This window comes from Phytohabitans sp. LJ34 (genome assembly GCF_052068095.1).
Classification (GTDB): domain Bacteria; phylum Actinomycetota; class Actinomycetes; order Mycobacteriales; family Micromonosporaceae; genus Phytohabitans.
This window is the reverse complement of sequence record NZ_JBQHDG010000001.1, coordinates 598641-620093: the sequence shown is the minus strand read 5'-3', so window position 1 is coordinate 620093 and position 21453 is coordinate 598641. Positions and strand designations below refer to the sequence as shown.

The following is a 21453-nucleotide window of genomic DNA, read 5'->3' as shown; positions in this document are numbered from 1 at the left end:
CTGTCGCGACACAAGCAGGGCGCCCCTTCCACCGGAAGAGGCGCCCTGATCAGGGAAGCTATGCCGCCAGGCCCATCGCACCCTGGTAGACCGGGCCCTCGGTGCGCACCGCGGCCTCGGCCACGCGGGCCAGCTGCCGCCGGGTCGCCACCGCCTCCGGGTGCAGCGCGGGCGTCGCGGTCACCGACACGACAAGCCGCCGCACGGCCAGCACCCGGCGCAGCGACACCCAGAGGCTGTCCTCACCGAGGAAGGCGACCGTGGTAGGCCGCTCGCCGTAGTTGATCGCCACCGGCACCACCTGGGCGCCGGCGTCGAGCGCCGCCTGGAACATCGCCGGCCGGAAGTGCCCGGCCATCGCGCCGCACCAGGTCGTACCCTCCGGAAAGACCGCGACCACCCCGCCACCGCGCAGCGCCGCGGTCACCTCGGCCACCGTGCCAGGCAGGGCCCGCGGCCGCGTGCGGTCCACGAAGATCGTGCCGGCCGACGCGGCCAGCCGGCCGATCACCGGCCAGGCCCGCACGTCGTGCTTGGCCAGCATCTGGGCCGGCGCCACCGCGAGCACCGCGATGATGTCCAGCCACGAGATGTGGTTGGCCACCAGCAGCGCCTTCTCCGCGGGCAGCCGGCCCTTGGTGACCAGCCGGACCTCCAGGGCCGCCAGGATCGACCGGGCCCAGGCCCGTCCGGCGGCGCGGCGTCCACGCGAATTCATCAGAGGGAGTACCGGCAGCAAGGCCACCCCGCCGACCAGTGCCCCGATGAGCGCGAAGAAGCGGGCCACCTGTCGCACGCGCGAGACGCGCGCGCTCGCCTCCGGGCCGGGCAGGCACTCCGGCCCGCAGTCCGATCGCGGCTGCCAAAGCGTGCTCATGGTGGTCATGCGCTGTCCCCAAGGAAATGCTTCAGGTAGCGGGGGTCGACCCGGTCGAGCGAGAGCAGCACGTACAGGTCGGCGACCGCGAAGTCCGGGTCGTACGCCGGCTCGCCGCAGATCCACGCGCCCAGCCGCAGGTAGCCGCGGAGCAGGGGCGGGACGGCGGCCCGACCGGTGTGTGCGGCGACCGCCTCGGCGGCACCCGGCTCGGCCAGCCACGGGCGGCGCGGCCGGACCCGCAGCGCGGGCGGCGACATGTGCTTGGCGCGGGCCAGGTCCCATACGCCGGCGACTGTCTGCGGCCCTTCCGCGAGCGGCACCGAGGCGCAGCCGCCCAGCCAGCGCAGGTTCTTGAGGTGCAGGTACCGGGCGATGCCGGCCCACATCAGGTTGATCACGGCGCCGCTGCGGTGGTCCGGGTGCACGCACGAGCGCCCGGTCTCCACAAGGTGGTCGCGCAGCGGGCTGAGCGCGCTCATCTCGAACTCGGTGTCGGAGTACCGGCGGCCGGCGCGGGCGGCGGCCTGGGGCGGGAGCATCCGGTACGTGCCGACCACCGCGCCGGTCGAGTCCTCGCGCACGATGAGGTGGTCACAGAACTCGTCGAACTCGTCGGCGTCGAGCCCTGAGTCAGCGGTGGGCAGGTTGGCGCCCAGTTCCGCGGCGAAGACGTCGTAGCGCAGCCGCTGTGCGGCGGCGACCTCCGCTCCGTCATCGGCGATCAGCAGCGAGTATCCGCTGGTGCCGGTGGACCCCGCGGATGCGGCGCTGGTGAGGAGTACAGCCATGCTTTCTGTGTAGGCATCCACGGTGATCAGCGAGTATCCCGAGTGTGTCTCGCGCGTGGCGCTTATCTGGAATGTGAGACCGTGTGCGTGTGGCCGGCTACTCAGCGACCCCACTGGCCCGCAAGCTGGGGATCAACGCCGACTCGCGGGTGCTGTTCGACGGCGCGCCAGACGGGTTCGTGATCGAGGGGGTCGACCCCGACGAAAAGCCCGGCGCCGGGCCGTACGACGTGATCCTCTGTTTCTGCCTCGACCACGCGCGCCTGGCCGCCCGCTGGCCGGTGCTGCACCCGCTCACGACGCCGGCCGGCGCGCTCTGGATCGCCTGGCCCAAGCGCTCCTCGGGCGTGCCCACCGACCTGGGCGAAAACGCGATCCGCGACTACGCGCTGAGCAACGGGCGGGTCGACGTCAAGGTGTGCGCGATCGACGACACCTGGTCCGGGCTGAAGCACGTCATCCGCACCGCTGACCGCTAGCCTCGAGGTTCTTTTAGGCAGATTTACCCGCGTCCGCGGAAAATCCTCCAAATCCCTTCAAGAAGGCGTCGCGACAGGTGAACACGACGTGGACGGATCTCCAGACGACGCGGCGGGATTGAAAATCCTCTTCACACCCGTCACCCTGTGTGCGCGCGGCGCGGGCTTCGTGCCGTGTCCACGGGAGGAGAGAGATGTCTAACGGACAGATTGTCGTGTCCGGGCTGACGAAACATTACAAAAACGTCAGAGCGGTCGACAACTTGTCGTTTACCGTCCAGCCCGGCCGGGTGACGGGCTTCCTCGGCCCCAACGGCGCGGGCAAGACGACGACGCTGCGCATGCTGCTCAACCTTGTCACGCCCACCGCCGGCACGGCCACGATCGGCGGTCAGCGGTACGCCGACTTGAAGGACCCGCTCCGCACCGTGGGCGCGGTGCTGGAGGCGTCCAGCGCGCACAAAGGACGCACAGGCATAAACCACCTACGGATGATCTGCGCCGCCGCCGGACTCCCCCGCAAGCGGGCGGACGAGGCGCTGGCCATGGTCGGCCTCACGCCGGCCGCCAAGCGCAAGTTCAAGGGTTACTCCCTCGGCATGCGCCAGCGGCTGGGCATCGCGGCGGCGTTGCTCGGCGACCCGCAGGTGCTGGTGCTCGACGAGCCGGCGAACGGGCTCGACCCCGAGGGCATCCGGTGGATGCGTGACCTGCTCAAGGCGCTCGCGTCCAACGGCCGCACCGTCCTGGTCTCCAGCCACCTGCTCTCCGAGATGCAGCTGCTCGCCGACGACCTGGTGATCATCGCGGCCGGCAAGCTGGTCCGCCAGGGCACGGTCGACCAGGTGATGGACTCGATGTCGCACAGTGCTCAGGTGCGTGTGCGCACGCCGCAGGCGGAGGAGCTGACCGCCGCGCTCACCGCGCTCAACGCCACCGTCACTCCGAACGGCGAGGGCGCCCTGCTGGTCGCCGGCATCGACGCGCCGGGTGTGGGGCGGGCCGCCCTCAAGGCCGGCGTCGAGCTGCACGAGCTCACCCTCGAGCGACCCGACCTGGAACGCGTGTTCCTAGAGCTCACCGCGGGAAAGGCGGCCATCCGATGAGCCACGCTCTCAACCTGGTGCGGAGCGAGTTCATCAAGCTCCGGACGACGAACGCGTGGTGGCTTTTCGGCCTCGGCGCGTTCGGCATGCTGGCGCTCGCCTTCTTCTTCAACGCGCTGGGCGCGCACTTCACGCTCTCCGAGACCTCGACGGAAGGGCTCTCGGCCGAGGAGGCGGCCCAGTTCGAAGCGACCCGCGACGTGGTCTACCAGGCCGCCAACCTGTACACCTCGGGCCAGTTCTTCGGTCTGCTCTTCGTCATGCTCGTCGGGATCGTGCTGATCACGAACGAGTTCCACCACCAGACGGTGACCACGACGTTCCTGACCACACCGCACCGCACCTCGGTCATCCTGGCCAAGCTGGCGGTCGCGGCGCTGACCGGTGCCTTCTTCTGGCTGATCACCACGGCGATCAACATCCCGGCCACGATGATCTTCCTGAGCACCGAGCACGTCTCCAACCACTTCGGCGACTGGCCGGTCACCAGGGCGATCCTGCTCAACCTCGTGGCGTACCTCCTGTGGGGGACCCTGGGTGTCGGCTTCGGCGTGCTGATCCGCAGCCAGATCGGCGCCACGGTCACGGCCGTGGTGCTCTATGTGATCGGCACGCTCGCCGTCGGCATCTTCTTCCAGCTGATCGCCAACTGGCTCGACTGGGACTGGTTCGACGACCTTCAGTACGGCCTGCCCTCGATCGCGTCCGGCCTGATGGTCGCCGGCAGAAACATCCCGGGCCAGCCGGAGTTCTGGGTCGGCGCCGTCGTCCTGGTCGCCTGGGCCGTCGTCACGGGCACGATCGGCACGCTCATCACCCGTACGCGGGACATCTCGTAGTTACGATCGGGGCGCTCCGTGATCGGCGGGGCGCCCCGCGCCTCTTGTGGCATTTGTGAATCACGACACGGGCAGACCGCACTCACACAGCTGGTATACGCACGGCGTAGCCTTGATGCCGTCTTCTGACTTCCGCCCCAGGCGTCCACCGCGTGAAAGAGGCGATTACCGGCCGTGTCGACCCAACAGGCATCGCAGGACAACCCGCTGGCGGGCTTCGGCCCCAACGAGTGGATCGTCGAGGAGATGTACCAGCGCTACCTCGCCGATCCGGCCAGCGTAGACCCCGCCTGGCACGACTTCTTCGCCGACTACAAGCCGGAGACCCCGGCGCAGGCGACCGCCCCCGAGTCCACCGCCCCCGCCAAGCCCGCCGCCGACGGCGCGAAGCCGAGCGCGGAGGCCAAGGCCGCCGTGGGCACCGCGGCGAAGACGACCGCGAAGGCCGCCCCCAAGGAGACGCCGAAGCAGCCGGCCAAGCAGGCCACCGCCGTGCCCGCCGACGCGAAGACCACCACGCTGCGCGGCGTCGCCGCCCGCATCGTGCAAAACATGGATGCCTCGCTCGCCGTCCCCACCGCCACGAGCGTCCGGGCCGTCCCCGCCAAGCTGCTCGTCGACAACCGCATCGTGATCAACAATCACCTCGCGCGCGGTCGCGGCGGCAAGGTCAGCTTCACCCACCTGATCGGGTACGCGCTGGTGAAGGCACTCGGCACGCACCCGGAGATGAACAACTCGTACGCCGAGGTCGGCGGCAAGCCGGCGCTCGTCGAGCCGGCCCACGTCAACCTGGGCATCGCGATCGACCTCGCCAAAGCCGACGGCTCGCGCACGCTCGTCGTGCCGAGCATCAAGGGCTGCGAGCAGATGGACTTCCGCGGGTTCTGGCAGGCGTACGAGGACGTGGTCCGGCGGGCCCGCCGCAACGAGCTGACCATGGAGGACTACTCCGGCACCACGATCTCGCTGACCAACCCGGGTGGCATCGGCACCGTGCACTCGATGCCGCGGCTGATGACCGGGCAGGGCGCGATCATCGGCGTCGGCGCGATGGAGTACCCCGCGCCGTACTCGGGCATGTCCGAGGAGACGCTCGCCGACCTCGCGGTCAGCAAGATCATCACGCTGACCAGCACGTACGACCACCGGATCATCCAGGGCGCGCAGTCCGGCGAGTTCCTCAAGCTCGTACACGAGCTGCTGCTCGGCGAGCACGGCTTCTACGACGAGATCTTCACCTCGCTCCGCCTGCCGTACGAGCCGGTGCGCTGGGTGCGCGACGTGCAGGCGACCTCCGAGGGCCAGATCAACAAGACCGCCCGGGTGCACGAGCTGATCCACGCGTACCGGGTGCGCGGCCACCTCATGGCCGACACCGACCCGCTGGAGTTCCAGATCCGCAAGCACCCGGATCTCGACGTGCTGGAGCACGGCCTCACCCTGTGGGACCTCGACCGCTCGTTCCCGGTCGCCGGCTTCGCCGGCAAGCAGCGGATGAAGCTGCGCGAGATCCTCGGCGTGCTGCGCGACTCCTACTGCCGCCGCGTCGGCGTCGAGTACATGCACATCCAGGACCCGGAGGAGCGGCGCTGGATCCAGGAGCGGATCGAGCTCAAGTACGAGAAGCCGGACGCGGACGAACAAAAGCACATCCTCAACCGCCTCAACGCGGCCGAGGCGTTCGAGACCTTCCTCCAGACCAAGTACGTCGGGCAGAAGCGCTTCTCGCTGGAGGGCGCCGAGTCGCTGATCCCGCTGCTCGACGAGGTGCTGCAAGCGTCGGCCGAGGCCGAGCTCGACGAGGTCGTCATCGGCATGGCCCACCGCGGCCGGCTCAACGTGCTGGCCAACATCGTCGGCAAGCCGTACGAGAAGATCTTCTCCGAGTTCGAGGGGCACATCGACCCCAAGAGTGCGCACGGCTCCGGCGACGTGAAGTACCACCTGGGCCAGGTCGGCAAGTTCACCACGCCCGACGGCGAGCACGCGATCACGGTTTCGGTGACCGCCAACCCGTCACACCTCGAGGCCGTCGACCCGGTGATGGAGGGCATCGTCCGGGCCAAACAGGACCGGATCGACCTCAAGCTGGAGGGCTACACCGTGCTGCCGCTGGCGGTGCACGGCGACGCCGCGTTCGCCGGCCAGGGTGTGGTGGCCGAGACGCTCAACCTCTCCCAGCTGCGCGGCTACCGCACGGGTGGCTCGGTGCACGTGGTGGTCAACAACCAGGTCGGCTTCACCACCGCCCCCGAGTACAGCCGCTCCTCGCTCTACTCCACCGACGTGGCCCGGATGATCCAGGCGCCGATCTTCCACGTCAACGGCGACGACCCCGAGGCCGTCGTGCGGGTGGCCCGGCTCGCGTTCGAGTACCGCCAGGCGTTCAACAAGGACGTCGTGATCGACCTTGTCTGCTACCGGCGGCGCGGCCACAACGAGGGCGACGACCCCTCGATGACCAACCCGCTCATGTACGCGATCATCGACAAGAAGCGCTCGGTGCGAAAGCTCTACACCGAGGAGCTGATCGGCCGCGGCGACATCACGGTGACCGACGCCGAAGAGCTGCTCCGCGACTACCAGTCCCAGCTGGAGCAGGTCTTCAAGGCGACCCGCGACGCGGCCATGACCGAGACCCGCCCGAGCCGCAGCCGGCAGCCCGAGCCGGAGCCCAAGGTCGACACGGCGGTCGACGCCGCGATGGTCAAGGCGGTCGGCGACGCACACGTCGAGCTGCCCGAGGGCTTCACGCCGCACAAGCGGATCCAGCAGCTGCTCGACCGCCGGGCCAAGATGTCCGTCGAGGGCACGATCGACTGGGGCTTCGGCGAGATCATCGCGTTCGGCGCGCTGCTACACGACGGCGTGACCGTCCGCCTCGCCGGCCAGGACAGCCGCCGGGGCACGTTCGTGCAGCGGCACGCGTCCATTGTGGACGCCCGCACCGGCAAGGACTACCTGCCGCTCTCCGCGCTGGCCCAGGATCGCGCCCGGTTCTTCGTGCACGACTCGCTGCTGTCCGAGTTCGCCGCGATGGGCTTCGAGTACGGCTACTCGGTGGAAAACACCGAGGCGCTCGTGCTGTGGGAGGCGCAGTTCGGCGACTTCGCCAACGGCGCGCAGTCGGTGGTCGACGAGTTCATCTCCTCGGGCGAGGTCAAGTGGGGCCAGCAGTCGTCGCTGACGCTGCTGCTGCCGCACGGCCACGAGGGCCAGGGCCCCGACCACACCTCTGGCCGGCCCGAGCGCTACCTCCAGCTCTGCGCGGAAGACAACATGCGGGTGGCCATCCCGACCACCCCGGCCAACTACTTCCACCTGCTGCGCCGGCAGGGCCTGTCGCCCAAGCGCAAGCCGCTCGTGGTCTTCACGCCAAAGTCGCTGCTGCGCCACCGCCTCGCGGTCTCCTCGGTCGAAGACTTCACCACCGGCACGTTCCAGCCGGTGCTGAGCGACCCGGGCGCGCCACCGGCCGAGCAGGTCAAGCGGGTACTGCTCTGCACCGGCAAGGTCTACTACGACCTGTTCCAGGCGCGCGCCGAGCGCAAGGTCACCGACACCGCGATCATCCGGATGGAGCAGCTCTACCCGCTGCCGATCGAGGAGATCAGGGCCGCCCTGTCGTCGTTCCCGAACGCGGAAGACTTCGCCTGGGTGCAGGAGGAGCCGGCCAACCAGGGTGCCTACTCGTTCATCGCGCTCAACCTGCTGGAGCACCTCGAGGGCGTGCGCATGCGGCGGATCTCCCGCCCGGCGGCGGCCGCACCGGCGGTCGGCTCGGCCCGGCTGCACGAGGGCGAGCAGGCGGCCCTGATGGAGGTCGCCCTCCATGTACTTCACTGACCGGGGCCTCGAAGAGCTGGCCGAGCGGCGCGGCGACGAGTCCGTGACGCTGGAGTGGGTCGCCGAGCGGCTGCGCGACTTCATCGACCTCCACCCGGAGTTCGAGACGCCGATCGAGCGCTTCGCCACCTGGCTGGCCCGCCTGGACGACGACGATCTCGACGACGAGTAGGCCCATCATGAGCAACCTGGAGGCCGAGCCGCAGGAGACCCTATGCGGCGGCACCGCGACGGTGATCGAGGCGCCGACCAGCGTGATGCTGCCCGGCCACGACGTGCCCATCGGCAAGTACACGGTGGTCCGGCGCCTGCTCCCGCACCGCGAGCGCCGCATGGTCGGCGCCTGGTGCTTCGCCGACCACTTCGGCCCGGAAGACATCGGCAGCGGGCCGGGCATGCAGGTGCCGCCGCACCCGCACACCGGCCTGCAAACCGTGACGTGGCTGCTCGACGGCGAGGTGCTCCACCGCGACAGCCTGGACAGCCTCCAGACGATCGTGCCCGGCCAGCTCAACCTGATGACCTCCGGCCACGGCATCGCACACTCCGAGGAGTCGCCGCCCGGCCACCCGCCCAGCATGCACGGGCTACAGCTGTGGGTGGCCCTGCCGGAGGACGCCCGAGCCGGCGCGGCACGGTTCGAACACCACCCGGCGATGCCCATGCTCCGCGCGGAGGGCGCCACGATCACCGTCGTGGTCGGCGAGCTCGGCGAGCTGCGCTCACCGGCCCAGGTACACACCCCGCTCTTCGGCGCCGACGTCGCGCTGGCCGGCGGAGCCAAGGTCACGCTCCCCCTCCGGCCCGATTTCGAGTACGCGGCGATCACGCTCACCGGCACCGCCCAGGTCGGCGACACCCCGCTCGACCCCGGCGCGCTGCTCTACCTCGGCAGCGGCCACGAGACGCTGACGCTGGGCGCCGCCGGCGAGACACGCCTGTTCCTGCTCGGCGGCGAACCGTTCGAAGAGCCGCTGGTCATGTGGTGGAACTTCGTAGGCCGCACCCACGAGGACATCGTCGCGGCCCGCGCGGAGTGGTCGGCCGCGTCACCCCGCTTCGGCGAGGTCCACGGCTACGCCGGCGAACGCCTCCCCGCCCCCACGATGCCCACCACCCGCCTGAAATCCCGCGACCGCCACGGCAAAACCCACTAGCCAGCCCGCCCTCGTCCACAGTGGATTACGCCCGGCGTCGGGGTGACTTCGACCACTGAATCCCTTATTTAGACAGAGATTTGAGCTACCGCGACGTCCGTCGTGGTCCGGACCGCTGCTCCCGCGGCCTCACCCGTCCGCCGCTGGTCACGCTCACCCGTGTGTGCAACCGGCGGGGAGGAAACCGGGGGGCGGAGTGATGGAGCACGCCACGCGGCGGTCGACGTTTGTCCACAATGCCTGTTCCCGGATCGGCAGTCCGGGAGAGCAACAGGAGTTTCGTCGCCGCGAGTAACCCGCTGCCACGGTGTGCGCGGTGAAAGATTCGAGATCTAGGAGAGTTAGGGCGCCATTTCAGCCCCCAAGTCTCCTAGATCTCGAAGTCCCGACCCCCGGCCGGTTACCCTGCGTCAGGGGTGGCGGGTTTGAGGTCTGCCACTGCCCGCGAAAGACCCCCGGGGCTTGTCTCGCGGGAGCTGGCAGTGGACGGCCGGGGATGTCGGCGAGCCCTGGCGAGCCGCCGGCCGGGAACCGTGCCCGCGGGAGCATACGGCCCGCCGCTGACGCGAACGCGGGAAAATCCGCCTCGACGCAATGCCACGACGAGCGGCGCGCCCGACCCCTAAAGGTCTCTAGACCCCGCCCCGCTCCCAAGAGGGCAGCCCTGTCACCGCCTGGGCGGGTATACGGGAGCCCTGCTAGGAATTCACGCCCAAGAGGGCTGCCCTCTTGGGGCAGAGTGAGGGCTTGGGGCGCGGGCGGGCGGTGGAGGCCGGAGGTCGGCGAGCGCTGCGAGCCGCCGGCCTGCGCGGTGTCCGGCGGGAACGGCGGTCTACAGCCGACAGTGGACATGGGCAATATGCCTCCCGCCACTCACGAGGGGGAAACACCCGAAGAGGGTGAGGCCGCGGGAGCGACGGTCGGGACCACGGCGGACGTCGCGGTAGCTCGAATCTTCGGCTTTGGAATTGGGGGTAGCGGCCGCGCGGAGTTGATCAGGGAGTTGGTGGTGGGCGGGCCCCCACCGACTCCCTGATCAACCGCGGGTCAGGGGCGGCGGAGGGGGGTGAAGGAGTGGCGCCCGGCGGCTGGTGCCACCGGCTCCTCGGGCAGGCTTTCGCCGTCGATCAGCTCGGTCATGCGGCGGACCGTGGGGTCGCCCTCGTCCGCCACGTAGTCGTGTTCGCGGGTCCGGTCGGTGCCGTCCGGCGCGCCGCCGCCGCGCAGGACCGGCGTGAGGAGGGCGGCGACCAGCAGGTTGACGGCCAGCGCCACCACGCCGACGTAGATGGTGCTGTCAGTGTCGATGCCGATGTTGCTGAGTGGCCATGCCGAACCGCCGAAGTGTTCCCGGAGCACCGCGCCGTTCGCGCCGCGCTGCGGGATCTGGTAGAGCATCGCCAGGCCGGTCGCGAGCCCGGCGAAGATGCCGGCGATCAACGCCCACCGGTGCAGCCACGCGGTGAAGAGTCCGATCGCCACCGCGGGGAGGGTCTGCATCACGAAGACGCCACCGATGAGTTGAAGGTCGATGGCGAACTGGGTGTTGAGCATCAGGATGCAGATGACCGCGCCGAACTTCATCGCCAGCGACGCCACCTTGCTGACGAAGGTCTCCTCCTTGGCGGTGGCCTGCGGGCGGATGAACTCCTTGTAGATGTCGCGGGTGAAGAGGTTGGCCGCGGCGATCGACATGATGGCGGCGGGCACCATCGCGCCGACGCCGATGGCCGCGAACGCGAGGCCCGCGCTCCAGTCCGGGAAGTTGGCGTCGAACCACAGCGGCACGACCGTGTTGCGGTCGCCACCGATCGGCTGGATGTCGCTCAGGATCGCGGCGAAGCCGACCAGCATCAGCACGCCCAGCGTCAGCGTGTAGAGGGGCAGTACGGAGAGGTTGCGCCGCAGGGTCGCCCGGTTGCGCGAGGCGAGCACGCCGGTGAGCGTGTGCGGGTACAGGAAGAGGGCGACCGCCGAGCCGAGCGCCAGCGTGACGTAGTTGAGCTCGGTGCCGTGCGCGAGCAGCAGGCCGTCCGTGCCGCTCGGCGAGGCGGCGTACTTCGCCTCGGCCACCCGGAAGACGCTGCCCCAGCCACCGGAGTGGGAGGCGACGATCAGGAACGCGGCCAGCACCGTCCACAGCACCAGCGCGTCCTTGACGATGGAGATGAGGGCGGGGGCGCGCAGCCCCGAGTTGAACGTGTACAGCGCCAACACGATGAACGCGGCGGTGAGCGGCCAGCCCTCCGGCAGGCCCATCACCTTGAAGACCGCCTCGATGCCGATGAGCTGGAGCGCGATGTACGGCATCGTGGCGAGGATGCCGGTCACCGCGATGGCCAGCGCCAGAAACTTCGACCCGAAGCGGGCCCGGACGAACTCGGCCGGCGTCACGAACCCGTGCACGTGGCACACCGACCAGAAGCGGGCGAGCACCACGAAGAGCATCGGGTAGACGATCACCAGGAACGGCATCGGGAAGAAGCCGGAGGCCCCGACGCCGAAGACCAGCGTGGGTACTGCGACGAACGTGTACGCCGTGTAGACGTCGCCGCTGAGCAGGAAGAACGTCACCCAGTTGCCGAACGCGCGGCCGCCGAGGCCCCACTCCTCCAGCGTGTGGATGTTGTCCGGGCGGCGCCAGCGCGCGGCCGCGAAACCCATGATCGTGACCAGGCCGAACATGAACGCGAAGATCCAGAACTCGACCTGGTGGTCGGCGAAGCTGGGCATGTCACCGCCGTTCCTTGGTCGCCACGTGGACGATCGCGGTGGTGGCGGCGGCCACGCCGGCGAACGCCAGCTGGCACCAGTAGAAGAACGGCAGCCCGAGCAGGCGCGGCTCCATGCGGTTGTAGATCGGCGGCAACAGCGGCAGGACGATCGGGATCAGGAGCAGCCAGTGCCAGGGGCTCGCGTCGGCGCGCCGCTTTCGCTTGGTCGCCACCGGAACGCCGACGTTGTGGTCGGGGTGGCGGGGTGGCCAGGCCCCGGGCACCTGCGCACGACCTGGTGGCGTCCAGGAGTGACTTGTTTCGGAAGGTCCCCGACGCGGTGGAGGCGATTCTGCGGGGCCGCGCCACGGAGGCGGTGATGTGGGTGGACCTGGCGGGCCTGGTGGCCAACTGTCCTGAGTACGCCGATCCGCGACCATCCCTGCCTCCGTTGGGGTGGTTTGCCCCGTGACGGGCGTCACGGGACAAACATCCTCTGGCGACTTGGACCTCCGCCGGATCCTCCGATCGACCGATCGGTACTCATCTACCTGTTCGAAATGTTTCCGTACAATTTCACCCATTGGTGAGACCGGCATTTTTGCTGACATTCCGCAATGACGGTGCTGCGCGCCGTAAGGACGTAGCCAATCGATGCGTGCATCAATATCGATCTCTGTGGATTCGTCAGCGGGCGAGCAGCTCCTCGCTGACCTCCCACAGGCGGGCGGCCGCCTCCGGATCCAGCGCGTACGCCGCCACGCCGCGACGTGAACCGGGCTGGTGTGCCACGGCCTCGTTGCAGTCTTCGAAGTAGCGGCCACCCACACCGTCGAGCAGCGGCGAGGTGGCGACCAGCACCGAGGTGGCGGCACCTCGCTCCGGCGTCTTCCAGGCCACGGCGGGGTCGTTGCCGGCCTGGGCCCGGAGGCGGTCGAGCTCCTCCTCGCTCACGTGCCGCTGGAGGGCGGTGCGGATGCTGCCCGGGTGCAGCGCGTTGACGGTGATGCCGTCGCCGGCCCACCGCTTGCTGGCCTCGACCGCGAAGAGGATGTTGGCGGTCTTGGACTGGCCGTACGCCGACCACGGCTCGTACTCGCGCCGCTCGAAGTTGATGTCGTCGAAGACGACCGGGGAGCGCTGATGCGCGGACGAGCTGACCGACACGACCCGGGCACCGCCCGCCTCGGCCAGCGCGCGGCGCAGCCCGGTGGCGAGGCCGAAGTGGCCGAGGTGGTTGGTGGCGAACTGAAGCTCCCACCCCTCGACGGTGCGGGTCAGCGGCGACGCCATTACGCCCGCGTTGTCGACGAGGATGTGCAGCGGTCCCTCCCAGGCCGTCACGAGGGCGGCGACGGAGGCGCGGTCGGCGAGCTCGAGCGGCGCGACGTACACGTGCTTGTTGCCGGTGGTGGCGGTGATGTCCTCGGCGGTGCGCTCGCCCGCTTCGAGGTTGCGGACCGCGAGCGTGACCTCGGCGCCCGCGCCGGCAAGTGCCCGCGCGGTCTCGACGCCGATGCCTGACGCGCCGCCCGTGACGATGGCCCGGCGGCCGCTCAGGTCGATGCCCGCCACCACCTCGGCGGCCGTGGACTCGGCGCCGAACGGCGTGGTGATACGTGTGGTCCCAGTCATGATCTCACCCACCCTGTAACCTACAAACGGAGGGTCCTCCATTTCACCGCAACCCTAAGCGGAGTTCCCTCCGGTTACCAAGTGAGCTACACCACGGGGAGGAACCACCGTGCGCGCCGACGCACAGCGCAACCGGGACCGGCTGCTCGACGCCGCCGTCCGCGCGTTCTCGCAGGACGGGCCGGAGGTCACGCTCGACGCGATCGCCAAGGACGCGGGCGTGGGCATCGGCACGCTCTACCGCCACTTCCCGACCCGCGAGGCGCTGATCGAGGCGGCCTACCGCAGCGAGCTCGCCCGCCTCTGCGACTCGGTGGGTGAGCTACTCGCCGCCCAGCCGCCCGACGCGGCGCTGCGCACCTGGATGGACCGGTTCGTCGACTACATGGCCACCAAGCGGGGCATGTCCGACGCGCTGCGCGTGGTGATCGCGTCCGGCGTCAACCCGTACGCCCAGAGCCGCGACCGGCTCACCGCCGCGATTGCCGCGCTGCTCGAGGCGGGTGTCGAGGCGGGCACGATCCGGCCGGACGCGCGGGCCGGCGACGTGCTCCTCGGCCTCGGCGGCGTCACGATGGCCGCCGGCGAGCGAGACCAGGCCGGCCGCCTGCTCGACCTGCTGCTGGACGGCCTGCGCTATCGAGCGGGCTGAGGCTCAGCTCGGCCTGGGGCCGGAGATCGACGGGTGCTCGGTGGTGCCCAGGTAGAAGATCCCGGGCAGCGTCTCGAACTTGTCGCTCGGGTTGCGCCGCAGCGTCGAGCTTTCGATCCGCATGCTGCCGGTGCGGTCGTTGCTGACGAAGAAGACCGCCCCGCCACCCTCTCGGGCGTGGTTGCGCTCCATGATCGTCCCGGCGATCCGGACGGTGAACTTGGCCCCGTCGAAGTACATCGCGCCGCCGTTGCCGCCGCCGGGCGTGCCCGCGGGCGCCCCGTTGGCGCCGAAGCCGATCGCCTCGTTGTGGCTGAACAGGCTGTTGAGCACGATCCACGAGACGCCGATGCTGCTGAGCGCGCCGCCGTTGGAGCAGCGCCCGCCCTGGCCGGACGCGCCGCCGAAGGTGCTGCTCACGATGTACACCGGGCCGTCGTTGTCGAGGTCGAGCGCCCGGATGGCCGCGCCGCCGAGATCAGGGCCGCCGTTGTCGCACTTGTTGCGGACGAACTTGGTGTTGACCACCTTGAAGTTTCCGCCCCGCACGTAGAGCGCGCCGCCGCCACCGCCGTTGGTCACCTCGGGGTCGGGGTCGACGCCGATCGAGCTGCCGTCGGCGAGCGTGATGTTTTGCACGGTGAGCTGCGGATGGTCCTGGGCGGTGCAGTTTCCGCTGGTCGCGCCCTGTGCCCGGTCGCAGGTGTTCTGGTAGATGATCCGGCGCTTGCCCGCGCCGCTGAGCGTCACCTTGCCGCCGCCGTCGATGACCACCTTGCGCACGCTGCTCTTGATCTTCGCGGTCTGCGCCATCTTGATCGTGATCGGGTCGGGCCCGCAGTCGAACGTGATGACCCCGCCGGCCGCCACCGCCGACACGACCGCCTTGGAGGTGCAGCTCGCCTGCGTGCCGTTGCCCACCACGCGATCCGGCTTGCTGGTGTCGACCGCGCGCCCCGCGGCCGGGACCGCGGCCTTGCCCTTGGGGTTGCCCGCGCGCAGCACCGCCGCCGGCGGCTTTTTCGAGGCCGGCGGCTTGGTCGTCGGCGCCGCACCCAGCCGCGCCGTGCCGCCCGGCGTCTCGGTGGCCGCCACGCCGCCCGGCGTCGTCAGGGACCGCGGCGGCTCGTCGTCACCGGCGTCGCCACCTCCACCACACCCCGCGAGGAGTGCGGCGGCGAGCAGCAACGAGCCGGCCTTCAGGCGCACCCGCCGAATGCTAGCGGCTGCGCGCCGTCGCGTCGGTCCCCCGTACGGGCACCAGCCACCGGGCCAGAGCGACCGGATCGGGCGGTGATTCGCCGGATTCGCACAGATGGCGGTGAACCGCCAAGCACAGCTCCGGGAAGTCGAGCAGCCGCGTCGCCTGCCGCTGGCAGGCCAGCGACAGGCCGATCCAGGCATCCAGCCGGTCCGGGTCCGCGGCCACCTCGGCCGCGTAGGCATCGCGCGCCGCCGCGAGATCTCCGCCGGCCAGCGCGAGGTCCGCGGGCGTCGCATCGGGTACGAACCGGTGCAGTTGCACCGGATCAGCCACGACACCCGCGAAGCGGCTCGGATCGACGATGCGCAGCTGCACGAGGTCGAGCCGCACACTCTGGGCCAGTGCCCGCGGGCGCGGCTCGATCTCGACCGCGACCGTCTCCACTGGACAGTCGTGCCCGGCCCGCCACGCGCCGGCCAGCCGGGCCACCGCCGCGGGGTCGGGGCGGGCGTTGCGCAGCCGCCAGCCGACCCAGTGGTCTTCGGCCGCCTCGCGGGCCAGCTCCACGGTGTCGGCGGGCGCCGGCTCGCCCTGCCACTCCGCCTGCACCGCGCGCATCCGGTCGAGCAGGTGCCGCCCCACGCTGGTGAACCGGTCGGACTCCGCCAGCACGCCCAGCGTGCGCCACACCCGGTCGCGCCACCGGACGAACTCCACCTGCGCGAACCTGGCCCGCCCGCCGCTTAGCGCGTGTCGCTGCACCCGCCAGAAGTCGGTGACCCCGTGAAAGGCGTACACGCCCTGGAGCAGCGCGCCGAGCGGACGGGGGTCGTCGCGCCAGGGCGCGTAGTAGCGCGGGCGGTCGTCCCGCTCGTACAGCGGCACGAGGTCGATCAACGCGCCGAGCTTCGCGTGCTGGAACTCGTGGAGCAGCCCGACCGCGAGCGCGACGCCGTCGGCCGGGCGGGTCAGCGAGACCGCACCGAAGGCGTCCATACTCGTGACGTTGACGCCGACGTTGGTGCGCTCGGTGTGCAGCGGCACGAGCGTGACGAGGCCGGCAGCGATCCCCTCGGCATACCGGCGGTGGTGCGCGGTCAGCACCGGCCACGCCTCGTCGAGCAGGCGCTGCCACTCCTCGACCTCCGCGCTCGTCAGCCGCTCCGCCGCGGACAGGCGGTGGCAGTCGCGAAACGGGTCGATGTCGTCGAGGCGCACCCGCAGCTCGAGGTCGTCCGCCTTGCAGTGCAGGACGCGCAGCTCCTGCCAGTCTTCGCCAACGGCCAGGTGCTCGCCCGCATAGCGCACCGTCCCGACGCCCTCCGCCCGCGCACGCCCCAGGGTTGGCAGCATCAGCCAGCCGTCCCGCGCGGGGATGTCCACTGTGAACTCGACGCCGGCCCGGATCGCCGCGGCGGCCGCGATGGCGCCGAGGTGGGCCAGGTCGGTCTCGATCGGCTCGACGCCGGTCCAGGCGCCGCGCAGCCGCCGCAGCGACGACGCCAGCCAGGCGCCCACGTGCGGCTCGGCGAAGACCTCGGCCACCGTGTCCGGCGCGTGGCGCTGCGCCTCGACCAGCAGCTGGAAGTAGTCGTCGAGGCGTGCCTCGTCGAGAAGTGTGCGGAGCAGCAGCAGGCGCTTGCTCACCTGGCCGGCCCGCAGGCGGCGGATCGTCTCGGCGTCGCCGTGGCCGTCGCCGAGCGCGTCCACCATGGACGGTGCGAGACTGTGTACGGCCGTCATGCCGGCTGCTTCAGGCGCTCGACGTCCGCGCGCAGCCGCCCGGCCGCGTGTGTGATGAGCCGCCGCAGGTCGGCGCAGTAGACCGACGGGTTGCGAAAGCCCTCGCCGGGACGGTAGCGATGCGGGTAGTAGCCGCCGCCGCAGACCTGGTGCAGCGGGCACGAGCGGCACGTGCTGGAGAGTGCCGCCACACCCACCTGGCGGGCCATGACGGCCGGGTGGCGCAGCGCCTCGTCGAGGTCGTGCGCGAAGACGTCGAGCCCGGTGTCGACCGCACCCGGGTACGCCGAGCGGAGCGTGTCGACCTGCTCGTAGGAACCGTCCACATTGACCACGATCGTGGCGACCGGGCTCAGCCCCACGACCTCGGTGTGGCTCTGTCCACCGAGGACGAGGTTGAGCACCTCTTCGAAGAAGCGCACCCGGGTCTCCCGCACCGGCGCGCCGTACCACCGGTCGAACGCGGCTACCAGCCAGTCTCCGTAAGGCGCGCCCCCGCTGACGGACCCGGGCGGCGGGCTGCCCCAGTTGGCGTGCGGCAGCAGGAAGTCGACCATCGGCGGCTCGTACGGCAGCAGCGCCTCGTACGTGCCGACCGGATCGTTCGCAAGGTCCACAACGGACAGGATGCCGGCGAACGCGGCCGGACGGTCGCGCAGCCGCCGCAGCGCCGCGTCGACGGCCGCGAAGCTGCTGCGCCCGCTCGCGTACCGGCGGTGGCGGTCGGTGGCGGCCCGGTCACCGTCGAACGAGACGCCGATCCTGATGCCCGCACCGGCCAGCGTCGCGAGCGCGGCGTCGGTGAGCAACACGCCGTTTGTCTGGACGAGAACGTCCACTGTGGTCGAAGTTGGTGCGGCGGCGCGGAGGCGTTCGGCGACACGGGCCAGCCGCGCCGCGCCGAGCAGCATTGGTTCACCGCCGTGTAACACGATGCGGAGGGTGGGGATGCTATAAGCCGTGGCGTGCGCCGCGATCCGCCGGCAGGCGGCGTCCAGCACCTCGTCGCTCATCACGGCGGTGGCCGCCCGCCAGCTCTTGTCGGCGAGCTCGTACATGTAGCAGTAGTCGCAGGCGAGGTTGCACCGGGAATGCACCTTCAGCACGAACTCCCGGAATGGGGTGGGACGCCAGGTGATCCCGTGCATGAGCTCAGCCGATGGCGGCGTTCCAGCCGGCGACCGCGTCCTGCGGTCGGTCGATGTCGTCGAGGATGCGGCGGAGCGACTGGCCGAAGGCGGACCCGTCAAGCGCTCGTAGATCGGCCAGACTGATTGCGTTAAGATCAATCAGGTCAAATTGGCTGTCGTCGGCGGTGGCATCCATCCCGGCCGGCATCCCTCTGTGGACGAATAGTGCGTTGTCGACGGCAGTCCACCGGACAGCGTCCTTGGCGTCGCCAACGTACTCCCCCGTTCAGCCAACGTCCAGACACGACGATGCGTGTCGGACCAAGATTGGCTGGTGACCGCCTCGTATCTCACCGACCTCGAATGCCCGCGCTGCGGCACCCGTTACGACGCCGACCGGCCGCAAAACCTCTGCGCGTGCGGCTCGCCGCTGCTCGTCCGGTACGACCTGGCGGCGGCCCGAGCCGCCCTCGACCCGGCCGCGATCGCCACTCGAGCGGCAGACCTCTGGCGCTATAGCGAGCTGTTGCCGGTCCGCGACGCTGCGCACATCACGACGCTCGGTGAGGGCTGGACTCCGCTGCTTCCCGCCGCCCGGTACGGCGCGCGCATCGGCGTACCGAGGCTGCTCGTGAAGGACGAAGGGCTCGTGCCGACCGGCTCGTTCAAGGCGCGCGGCGCCGCCGTCGGGGTCTCCCGCGCGAGCGAGCTGGGCGTCCGGCACGTGGCGATGCCGACGAACGGCAACGCCGGTGCGGCGTGGGCGGTCTACGCGGCCCGAGCCGGGCTGCGCGCGACGATCGCGATGCCCAAGGCCGCGCCCGCCATCACGCGTAAGGAGTGCGCGGTCGCGGGCGCGGAGCTGCACCTCGTGGACGGCCTCATCGGCGACGCCGGCCGGCTCGTCGCGGGCCTGATCGGCGACGGTGTCTTCGACGTCTCCACGCTGAAGGAGCCGTACCGGCTCGAAGGCAAGAAGACGATGGGGTACGAGATCGCCGAGCAGCTCGGCTGGCGGGTCCCCGACGTCATCCTCTACCCGACCGGCGGCGGAGTGGGCCTGATAGGCATTCACAAGGCCCTGGCCGAGCTGCGCGAGCTGGGCTGGATCGGTGACAAGCAGCCGCGGCTCGTGGCCGTACAGTCCTCGGGCTGCGCGCCGATCGTCGCCGCGTTCGCCGCCGGCGCGCGGCGGGCCGAGCCATGGCCGGACGCGCACACTGTCGCGTTCGGCATCACGGTGCCCGCGCCGCTCGGTGACGAGCTCATCCTCGACGCGCTCTACGCCACCGGCGGCACGGCCATCTCCGTCGACGACACCGACCTGCTGGCCGACCTGCGGGTCTTCGGCGCCGACGAGGGGCTGTGGCTCTGCCCGGAGGGCGCCGCCTGCCTGACCGCCGCCCGCACGCTGCGCGCGGCCGGCTGGCTGGGCGAACACGAGGAGGTGGTGGTGCTGAACACGGGCACCGGGCTCAAGTACCCGGATAGCGTGGACGCATGACACGGACCTTGATCACGGGTGCGTCGGACGGGCTCGGGCGCGCGCTCGCGTACGCGCTGGCCGATCGGGGGCACGAGCTGATCGTGCACGGCCGCGACGCCACCCGGCTCGCCGAGGTGGCCGAGCGGACGGGCGCGCAGGCGATCCGGGCCGACCTCTCCTCCCTCGCCGAGGTGCGCCGGCTGGCCGCGGCGGTCGATGGTGAGCTCGACGTGCTGGTCAACAACGCGGGCATCGGCTTCGGGCCGCCCGGCGAGGCCCGGCAGCTCTCCGCGGACGGATACGAGCTGCGGCTGGCCGTCAACTACCTGGCGCCGTACCTGCTGACCCAGCTCCTGCTCCCCCGGCTCAAGCGGTCCGCGCCGGCCCGGATCGTCAACGTCGCCTCCATCGGCCAGCGACCGTTCGATGTGGACGATCCGATGATGCTGCGCGGCTACGACGGCACGGAGGCGTACCGGCGCGCGAAGCTGGCCCTCATCGCGCACACGTTCGACCTGGCCGAGGAGCTGTCCGGCACGGGCGTGACGGCCAACTGCCTGCACCCGGCGACGCTGATGCCCACGACGATGGTGCGGCAGGCCGGCACCGGCGAGATCGACTCCCTGGAGCGGGGCCTCGCGGCGACGCTGCGGCTCGTCGTCGACCCCGAGCTGGAGGGCGTGACCGGCCGCTACTTCGACCGCGAGCGCGAGGCGCGGGCGCTCGACCAGGCGTACGACGTGGACTTTCGCAAGCGCCTGCGCGAGCTCACCGAGTCGCTAGTCGGGGCACGAGCCTGAGGCGGCTGGGGGCCCGGCTGACGGTGGCGGAGCGGTCGGCGGCAGCGGTCTTGGCGCGCACGAAACACAGGTCGGCCTGCCGCTCGCGGACCGCGTCGATGCGCGGCAGGAAGTCGGCGGCGCTCGCCGCGGCCCCCACCCGCAGGGCCCGCCGCACGAAGTCGTCTTCGTCGATGAGCACGAGGTCGACGTCACCGTATCGGGCGAGGTAGCGCGGCATCACGTCACCGCGCAGCCAACTCGACCGGCAGACCAGCTCGTTGTTGACCGGGAAGACCCGCGGGCGGATGAAGTGGGTCTTGACGGCGGCGGCGACGTCGAGCAGCCGCTCCGGCCTGTCTTCCCGCGCCAGCACCTGCCCCATGAGATCGCGGAAGAGCCGGGCGAACCCGGCGCGGAACACCAGCGGATCGGGCGCACCCGCGCTGTGGAACTCTTTTGCCAGGCGGCGGGCCCGGCCGCGCCACGGCTCGGCTCGAAGCGTGAACCCGAGCACCCGGGACACCCGGTCGGGGATGTAGTCGGGCCGCACGTTGAGCCCGGTCACGAGCAGCAGTGGGTCTTCGACCACGCCGGTGATGGCGTCGGCGCCGAGCACGATGCGGCCCTCGGGGCTCAGCTCGTCGATCCGCTTGTGGTGCACGCCCTCCAGGTCGGCGAAGTCCTCATCGGACAGTCGCGCGTCGAGCAGCGACTTGGTGAAGACGCGGGTATTGCCCGCCTGGTCGAAGCGACCCACCTCGGTGTTGTGTGCGAAGGGCCAGCGGTTGAGGTCGTGGTGGAGACAGAGGCGCACGACGCGGTCGACGTCGACGCCGGGCTGGCGCTCGGCGAGCCGCCGGGCCACCCAGGTCATGCGGCCGACATGCCAAATCCGGGCAAATGCCGACGAACGCGGATCTCGCTCTTCTCCGTATACCGAAACAAAGCCCGTGATGCGACGGAGCCGACGAAGCGCCCGAACGGTGGTGAAACCGGTGGGCGCCCGAAG

Annotated in this window: 19 protein-coding genes; 9 read left to right on the top strand and 10 right to left on the bottom strand. The window is 70.6% G+C overall.

From position 1 onward, the window contains the following. Positions 1-58: 58 nt before the first annotated feature. Together ACTMTJ_RS02970 and ACTMTJ_RS02965 are read right to left on the bottom strand one after the other, a co-directional pair. Positions 59-886, bottom strand: a complete 828-nt coding sequence (locus tag ACTMTJ_RS02970) for a lysophospholipid acyltransferase family protein (RefSeq protein ID WP_441214438.1) — start codon at positions 884-886, stop codon at positions 59-61. After that, positions 883-1668, bottom strand: coding sequence for a GNAT family N-acetyltransferase (locus ACTMTJ_RS02965; RefSeq protein ID WP_441214437.1), 786 nt, complete (start codon positions 1666-1668; stop codon positions 883-885). The genes ACTMTJ_RS02970 and ACTMTJ_RS02965 overlap by 4 nt, the downstream gene beginning before the upstream one ends. Before the next feature lie 89 nt (positions 1669-1757). On the opposite strand from ACTMTJ_RS02965, the gene ACTMTJ_RS02960 reads away from it, so the two are divergent. The 6 genes from ACTMTJ_RS02960 to ACTMTJ_RS02935 all read left to right on the top strand — a co-directional run bounded on the left by ACTMTJ_RS02960 (position 1758) and on the right by ACTMTJ_RS02935 (position 9098). After that, positions 1758-2147, top strand: a complete 390-nt coding sequence (locus ACTMTJ_RS02960; RefSeq protein WP_441214436.1) for a DUF3052 domain-containing protein — start codon at positions 1758-1760, stop codon at positions 2145-2147. Between the two features lie 194 nt (positions 2148-2341). After that, a complete protein-coding gene (locus ACTMTJ_RS02955; RefSeq protein ID WP_441214435.1) occupies positions 2342-3253 on the top strand; it encodes an ABC transporter ATP-binding protein in 912 nt (303 codons plus the stop codon). After that, the gene (locus tag ACTMTJ_RS02950; protein ID WP_441214434.1) at positions 3250-4092 is read left to right on the top strand and encodes an ABC transporter permease subunit; all 843 of its coding nucleotides are present in this window, start codon (positions 3250-3252) and stop codon (positions 4090-4092) included. Before ACTMTJ_RS02955 ends, ACTMTJ_RS02950 begins: the two co-directional genes overlap by 4 nt. 174 nt (positions 4093-4266) lie before the next feature. Next, positions 4267-7941, top strand: a complete 3675-nt coding sequence (locus tag ACTMTJ_RS02945) for a multifunctional oxoglutarate decarboxylase/oxoglutarate dehydrogenase thiamine pyrophosphate-binding subunit/dihydrolipoyllysine-residue succinyltransferase subunit (protein WP_441214433.1) — start codon at positions 4267-4269, stop codon at positions 7939-7941. Then, positions 7928-8113, top strand: coding sequence for a DUF6104 family protein (locus tag ACTMTJ_RS02940; protein ID WP_441214432.1), 186 nt, complete (start codon positions 7928-7930; stop codon positions 8111-8113). The genes ACTMTJ_RS02945 and ACTMTJ_RS02940 overlap by 14 nt, the downstream gene beginning before the upstream one ends. Before the next feature lie 7 nt (positions 8114-8120). Continuing rightward, positions 8121-9098, top strand: a complete 978-nt coding sequence (locus ACTMTJ_RS02935) for a pirin family protein (protein WP_441214431.1) — start codon at positions 8121-8123, stop codon at positions 9096-9098. Between the two features lie 1047 nt (positions 9099-10145). Here ACTMTJ_RS02935 and mctP read toward each other — a convergent pair. From mctP to ACTMTJ_RS02920, 3 genes are all read right to left on the bottom strand, one after another. Continuing rightward, entirely contained in the window at positions 10146-11831 is a 1686-nt protein-coding gene (mctP, locus tag ACTMTJ_RS02930; protein ID WP_441214430.1) for a monocarboxylate uptake permease MctP, read from the bottom strand. A 1-nt stretch (position 11832) separates the two neighbouring features. Then, entirely contained in the window at positions 11833-12045 is a 213-nt protein-coding gene (locus tag ACTMTJ_RS02925) for a DUF3311 domain-containing protein (protein ID WP_441214429.1), read from the bottom strand. Positions 12046-12499: 454 nt separating this feature from the next. Next, a complete protein-coding gene (locus tag ACTMTJ_RS02920) occupies positions 12500-13447 on the bottom strand; it encodes an SDR family NAD(P)-dependent oxidoreductase (RefSeq protein ID WP_441214428.1) in 948 nt (315 codons plus the stop codon). 109 nt (positions 13448-13556) lie between these two features. Between ACTMTJ_RS02920 and ACTMTJ_RS02915 the strand changes: the two genes are divergently transcribed. Next, positions 13557-14099, top strand: coding sequence for a TetR/AcrR family transcriptional regulator (locus tag ACTMTJ_RS02915; RefSeq protein ID WP_441214427.1), 543 nt, complete (start codon positions 13557-13559; stop codon positions 14097-14099). Positions 14100-14102: 3 nt separating this feature from the next. On the opposite strand, the gene ACTMTJ_RS02910 is transcribed toward ACTMTJ_RS02915, so the two are convergent. From ACTMTJ_RS02910 to fxsA, 4 genes are read right to left on the bottom strand one after another with little or no spacing between them, the layout of a single operon-like run. Next, positions 14103-15308 (bottom strand): hypothetical protein, encoded by a 1206-nt coding sequence (locus tag ACTMTJ_RS02910; protein WP_441214426.1) that lies wholly within the window; start codon positions 15306-15308, stop codon positions 14103-14105. A gap of 10 nt (positions 15309-15318) precedes the next feature. Then, positions 15319-17046, bottom strand: coding sequence for an HEXXH motif domain-containing protein (locus tag ACTMTJ_RS02905; protein WP_441214425.1), 1728 nt, complete (start codon positions 17044-17046; stop codon positions 15319-15321). Further along, a complete protein-coding gene (locus ACTMTJ_RS02900; protein ID WP_441214424.1) occupies positions 17043-18194 on the bottom strand; it encodes an FxsB family cyclophane-forming radical SAM/SPASM peptide maturase in 1152 nt (383 codons plus the stop codon). Before ACTMTJ_RS02900 ends, ACTMTJ_RS02905 begins: the two co-directional genes overlap by 4 nt. A 4-nt stretch (positions 18195-18198) precedes the next feature. Further along, positions 18199-18372 carry an FxSxx-COOH cyclophane-containing RiPP peptide gene (gene fxsA, locus ACTMTJ_RS02895; protein ID WP_441214423.1) on the bottom strand — a complete coding sequence of 58 codons (174 nt, stop codon included), beginning with the start codon at positions 18370-18372 and terminating at the stop codon, positions 18199-18201. Between the two features lie 138 nt (positions 18373-18510). On the opposite strand from fxsA, the gene ACTMTJ_RS02890 reads away from it, so the two are divergent. Further along, complete coding sequence (locus ACTMTJ_RS02890; RefSeq protein WP_441214422.1) at positions 18511-19680, top strand: threonine synthase; 1170 nt, start codon at positions 18511-18513, stop codon at positions 19678-19680. After that, positions 19677-20462 (top strand): SDR family NAD(P)-dependent oxidoreductase, encoded by a 786-nt coding sequence (locus tag ACTMTJ_RS02885; RefSeq protein WP_441214421.1) that lies wholly within the window; start codon positions 19677-19679, stop codon positions 20460-20462. The genes ACTMTJ_RS02890 and ACTMTJ_RS02885 overlap by 4 nt, the downstream gene beginning before the upstream one ends. Here the strand turns inward: ACTMTJ_RS02885 and ACTMTJ_RS02880 are convergent. Then, positions 20431-21318: a hypothetical protein gene (locus tag ACTMTJ_RS02880; RefSeq protein ID WP_441214420.1), complete on the bottom strand. Its 888-nt coding sequence runs from the start codon at positions 21316-21318 to the stop codon at positions 20431-20433. The two genes, ACTMTJ_RS02885 and ACTMTJ_RS02880, sit on opposite strands and share 32 nt — an antisense overlap. Positions 21319-21453 lie beyond the last annotated feature (135 nt).

What these genes read in the sequence shown, in the direction of transcription:
- ACTMTJ_RS02970 (WP_441214438.1), bottom strand. Translation starts at nt 886, where the DNA reads ATGACCACCATGAGCACGCTTTGGCAGCCGCGATCGGACTGCGGGCCG.
- ACTMTJ_RS02965 (WP_441214437.1), bottom strand. Translation starts at nt 1,668, where the DNA reads ATGGCTGTACTCCTCACCAGCGCCGCATCCGCGGGGTCCACCGGCACC.
- ACTMTJ_RS02955 (WP_441214435.1), top strand. Translation starts at nt 2,342, where the DNA reads ATGTCTAACGGACAGATTGTCGTGTCCGGGCTGACGAAACATTACAAA.
- ACTMTJ_RS02950 (WP_441214434.1), top strand. Translation starts at nt 3,250, where the DNA reads ATGAGCCACGCTCTCAACCTGGTGCGGAGCGAGTTCATCAAGCTCCGG.
- ACTMTJ_RS02940 (WP_441214432.1), top strand. Translation starts at nt 7,928, where the DNA reads ATGTACTTCACTGACCGGGGCCTCGAAGAGCTGGCCGAGCGGCGCGGC.
- ACTMTJ_RS02935 (WP_441214431.1), top strand. Translation starts at nt 8,121, where the DNA reads ATGAGCAACCTGGAGGCCGAGCCGCAGGAGACCCTATGCGGCGGCACC.
- mctP (WP_441214430.1), bottom strand. Translation starts at nt 11,831, where the DNA reads ATGCCCAGCTTCGCCGACCACCAGGTCGAGTTCTGGATCTTCGCGTTC.
- ACTMTJ_RS02920 (WP_441214428.1), bottom strand. Translation starts at nt 13,447, where the DNA reads ATGACTGGGACCACACGTATCACCACGCCGTTCGGCGCCGAGTCCACG.
- ACTMTJ_RS02905 (WP_441214425.1), bottom strand. Translation starts at nt 17,046, where the DNA reads ATGACGGCCGTACACAGTCTCGCACCGTCCATGGTGGACGCGCTCGGC.
- ACTMTJ_RS02900 (WP_441214424.1), bottom strand. Translation starts at nt 18,194, where the DNA reads ATGCACGGGATCACCTGGCGTCCCACCCCATTCCGGGAGTTCGTGCTG.
- fxsA (WP_441214423.1), bottom strand. Translation starts at nt 18,372, where the DNA reads ATGGATGCCACCGCCGACGACAGCCAATTTGACCTGATTGATCTTAAC.
- ACTMTJ_RS02885 (WP_441214421.1), top strand. Translation starts at nt 19,677, where the DNA reads ATGACACGGACCTTGATCACGGGTGCGTCGGACGGGCTCGGGCGCGCG.
- ACTMTJ_RS02880 (WP_441214420.1), bottom strand. Translation starts at nt 21,318, where the DNA reads ATGACCTGGGTGGCCCGGCGGCTCGCCGAGCGCCAGCCCGGCGTCGAC.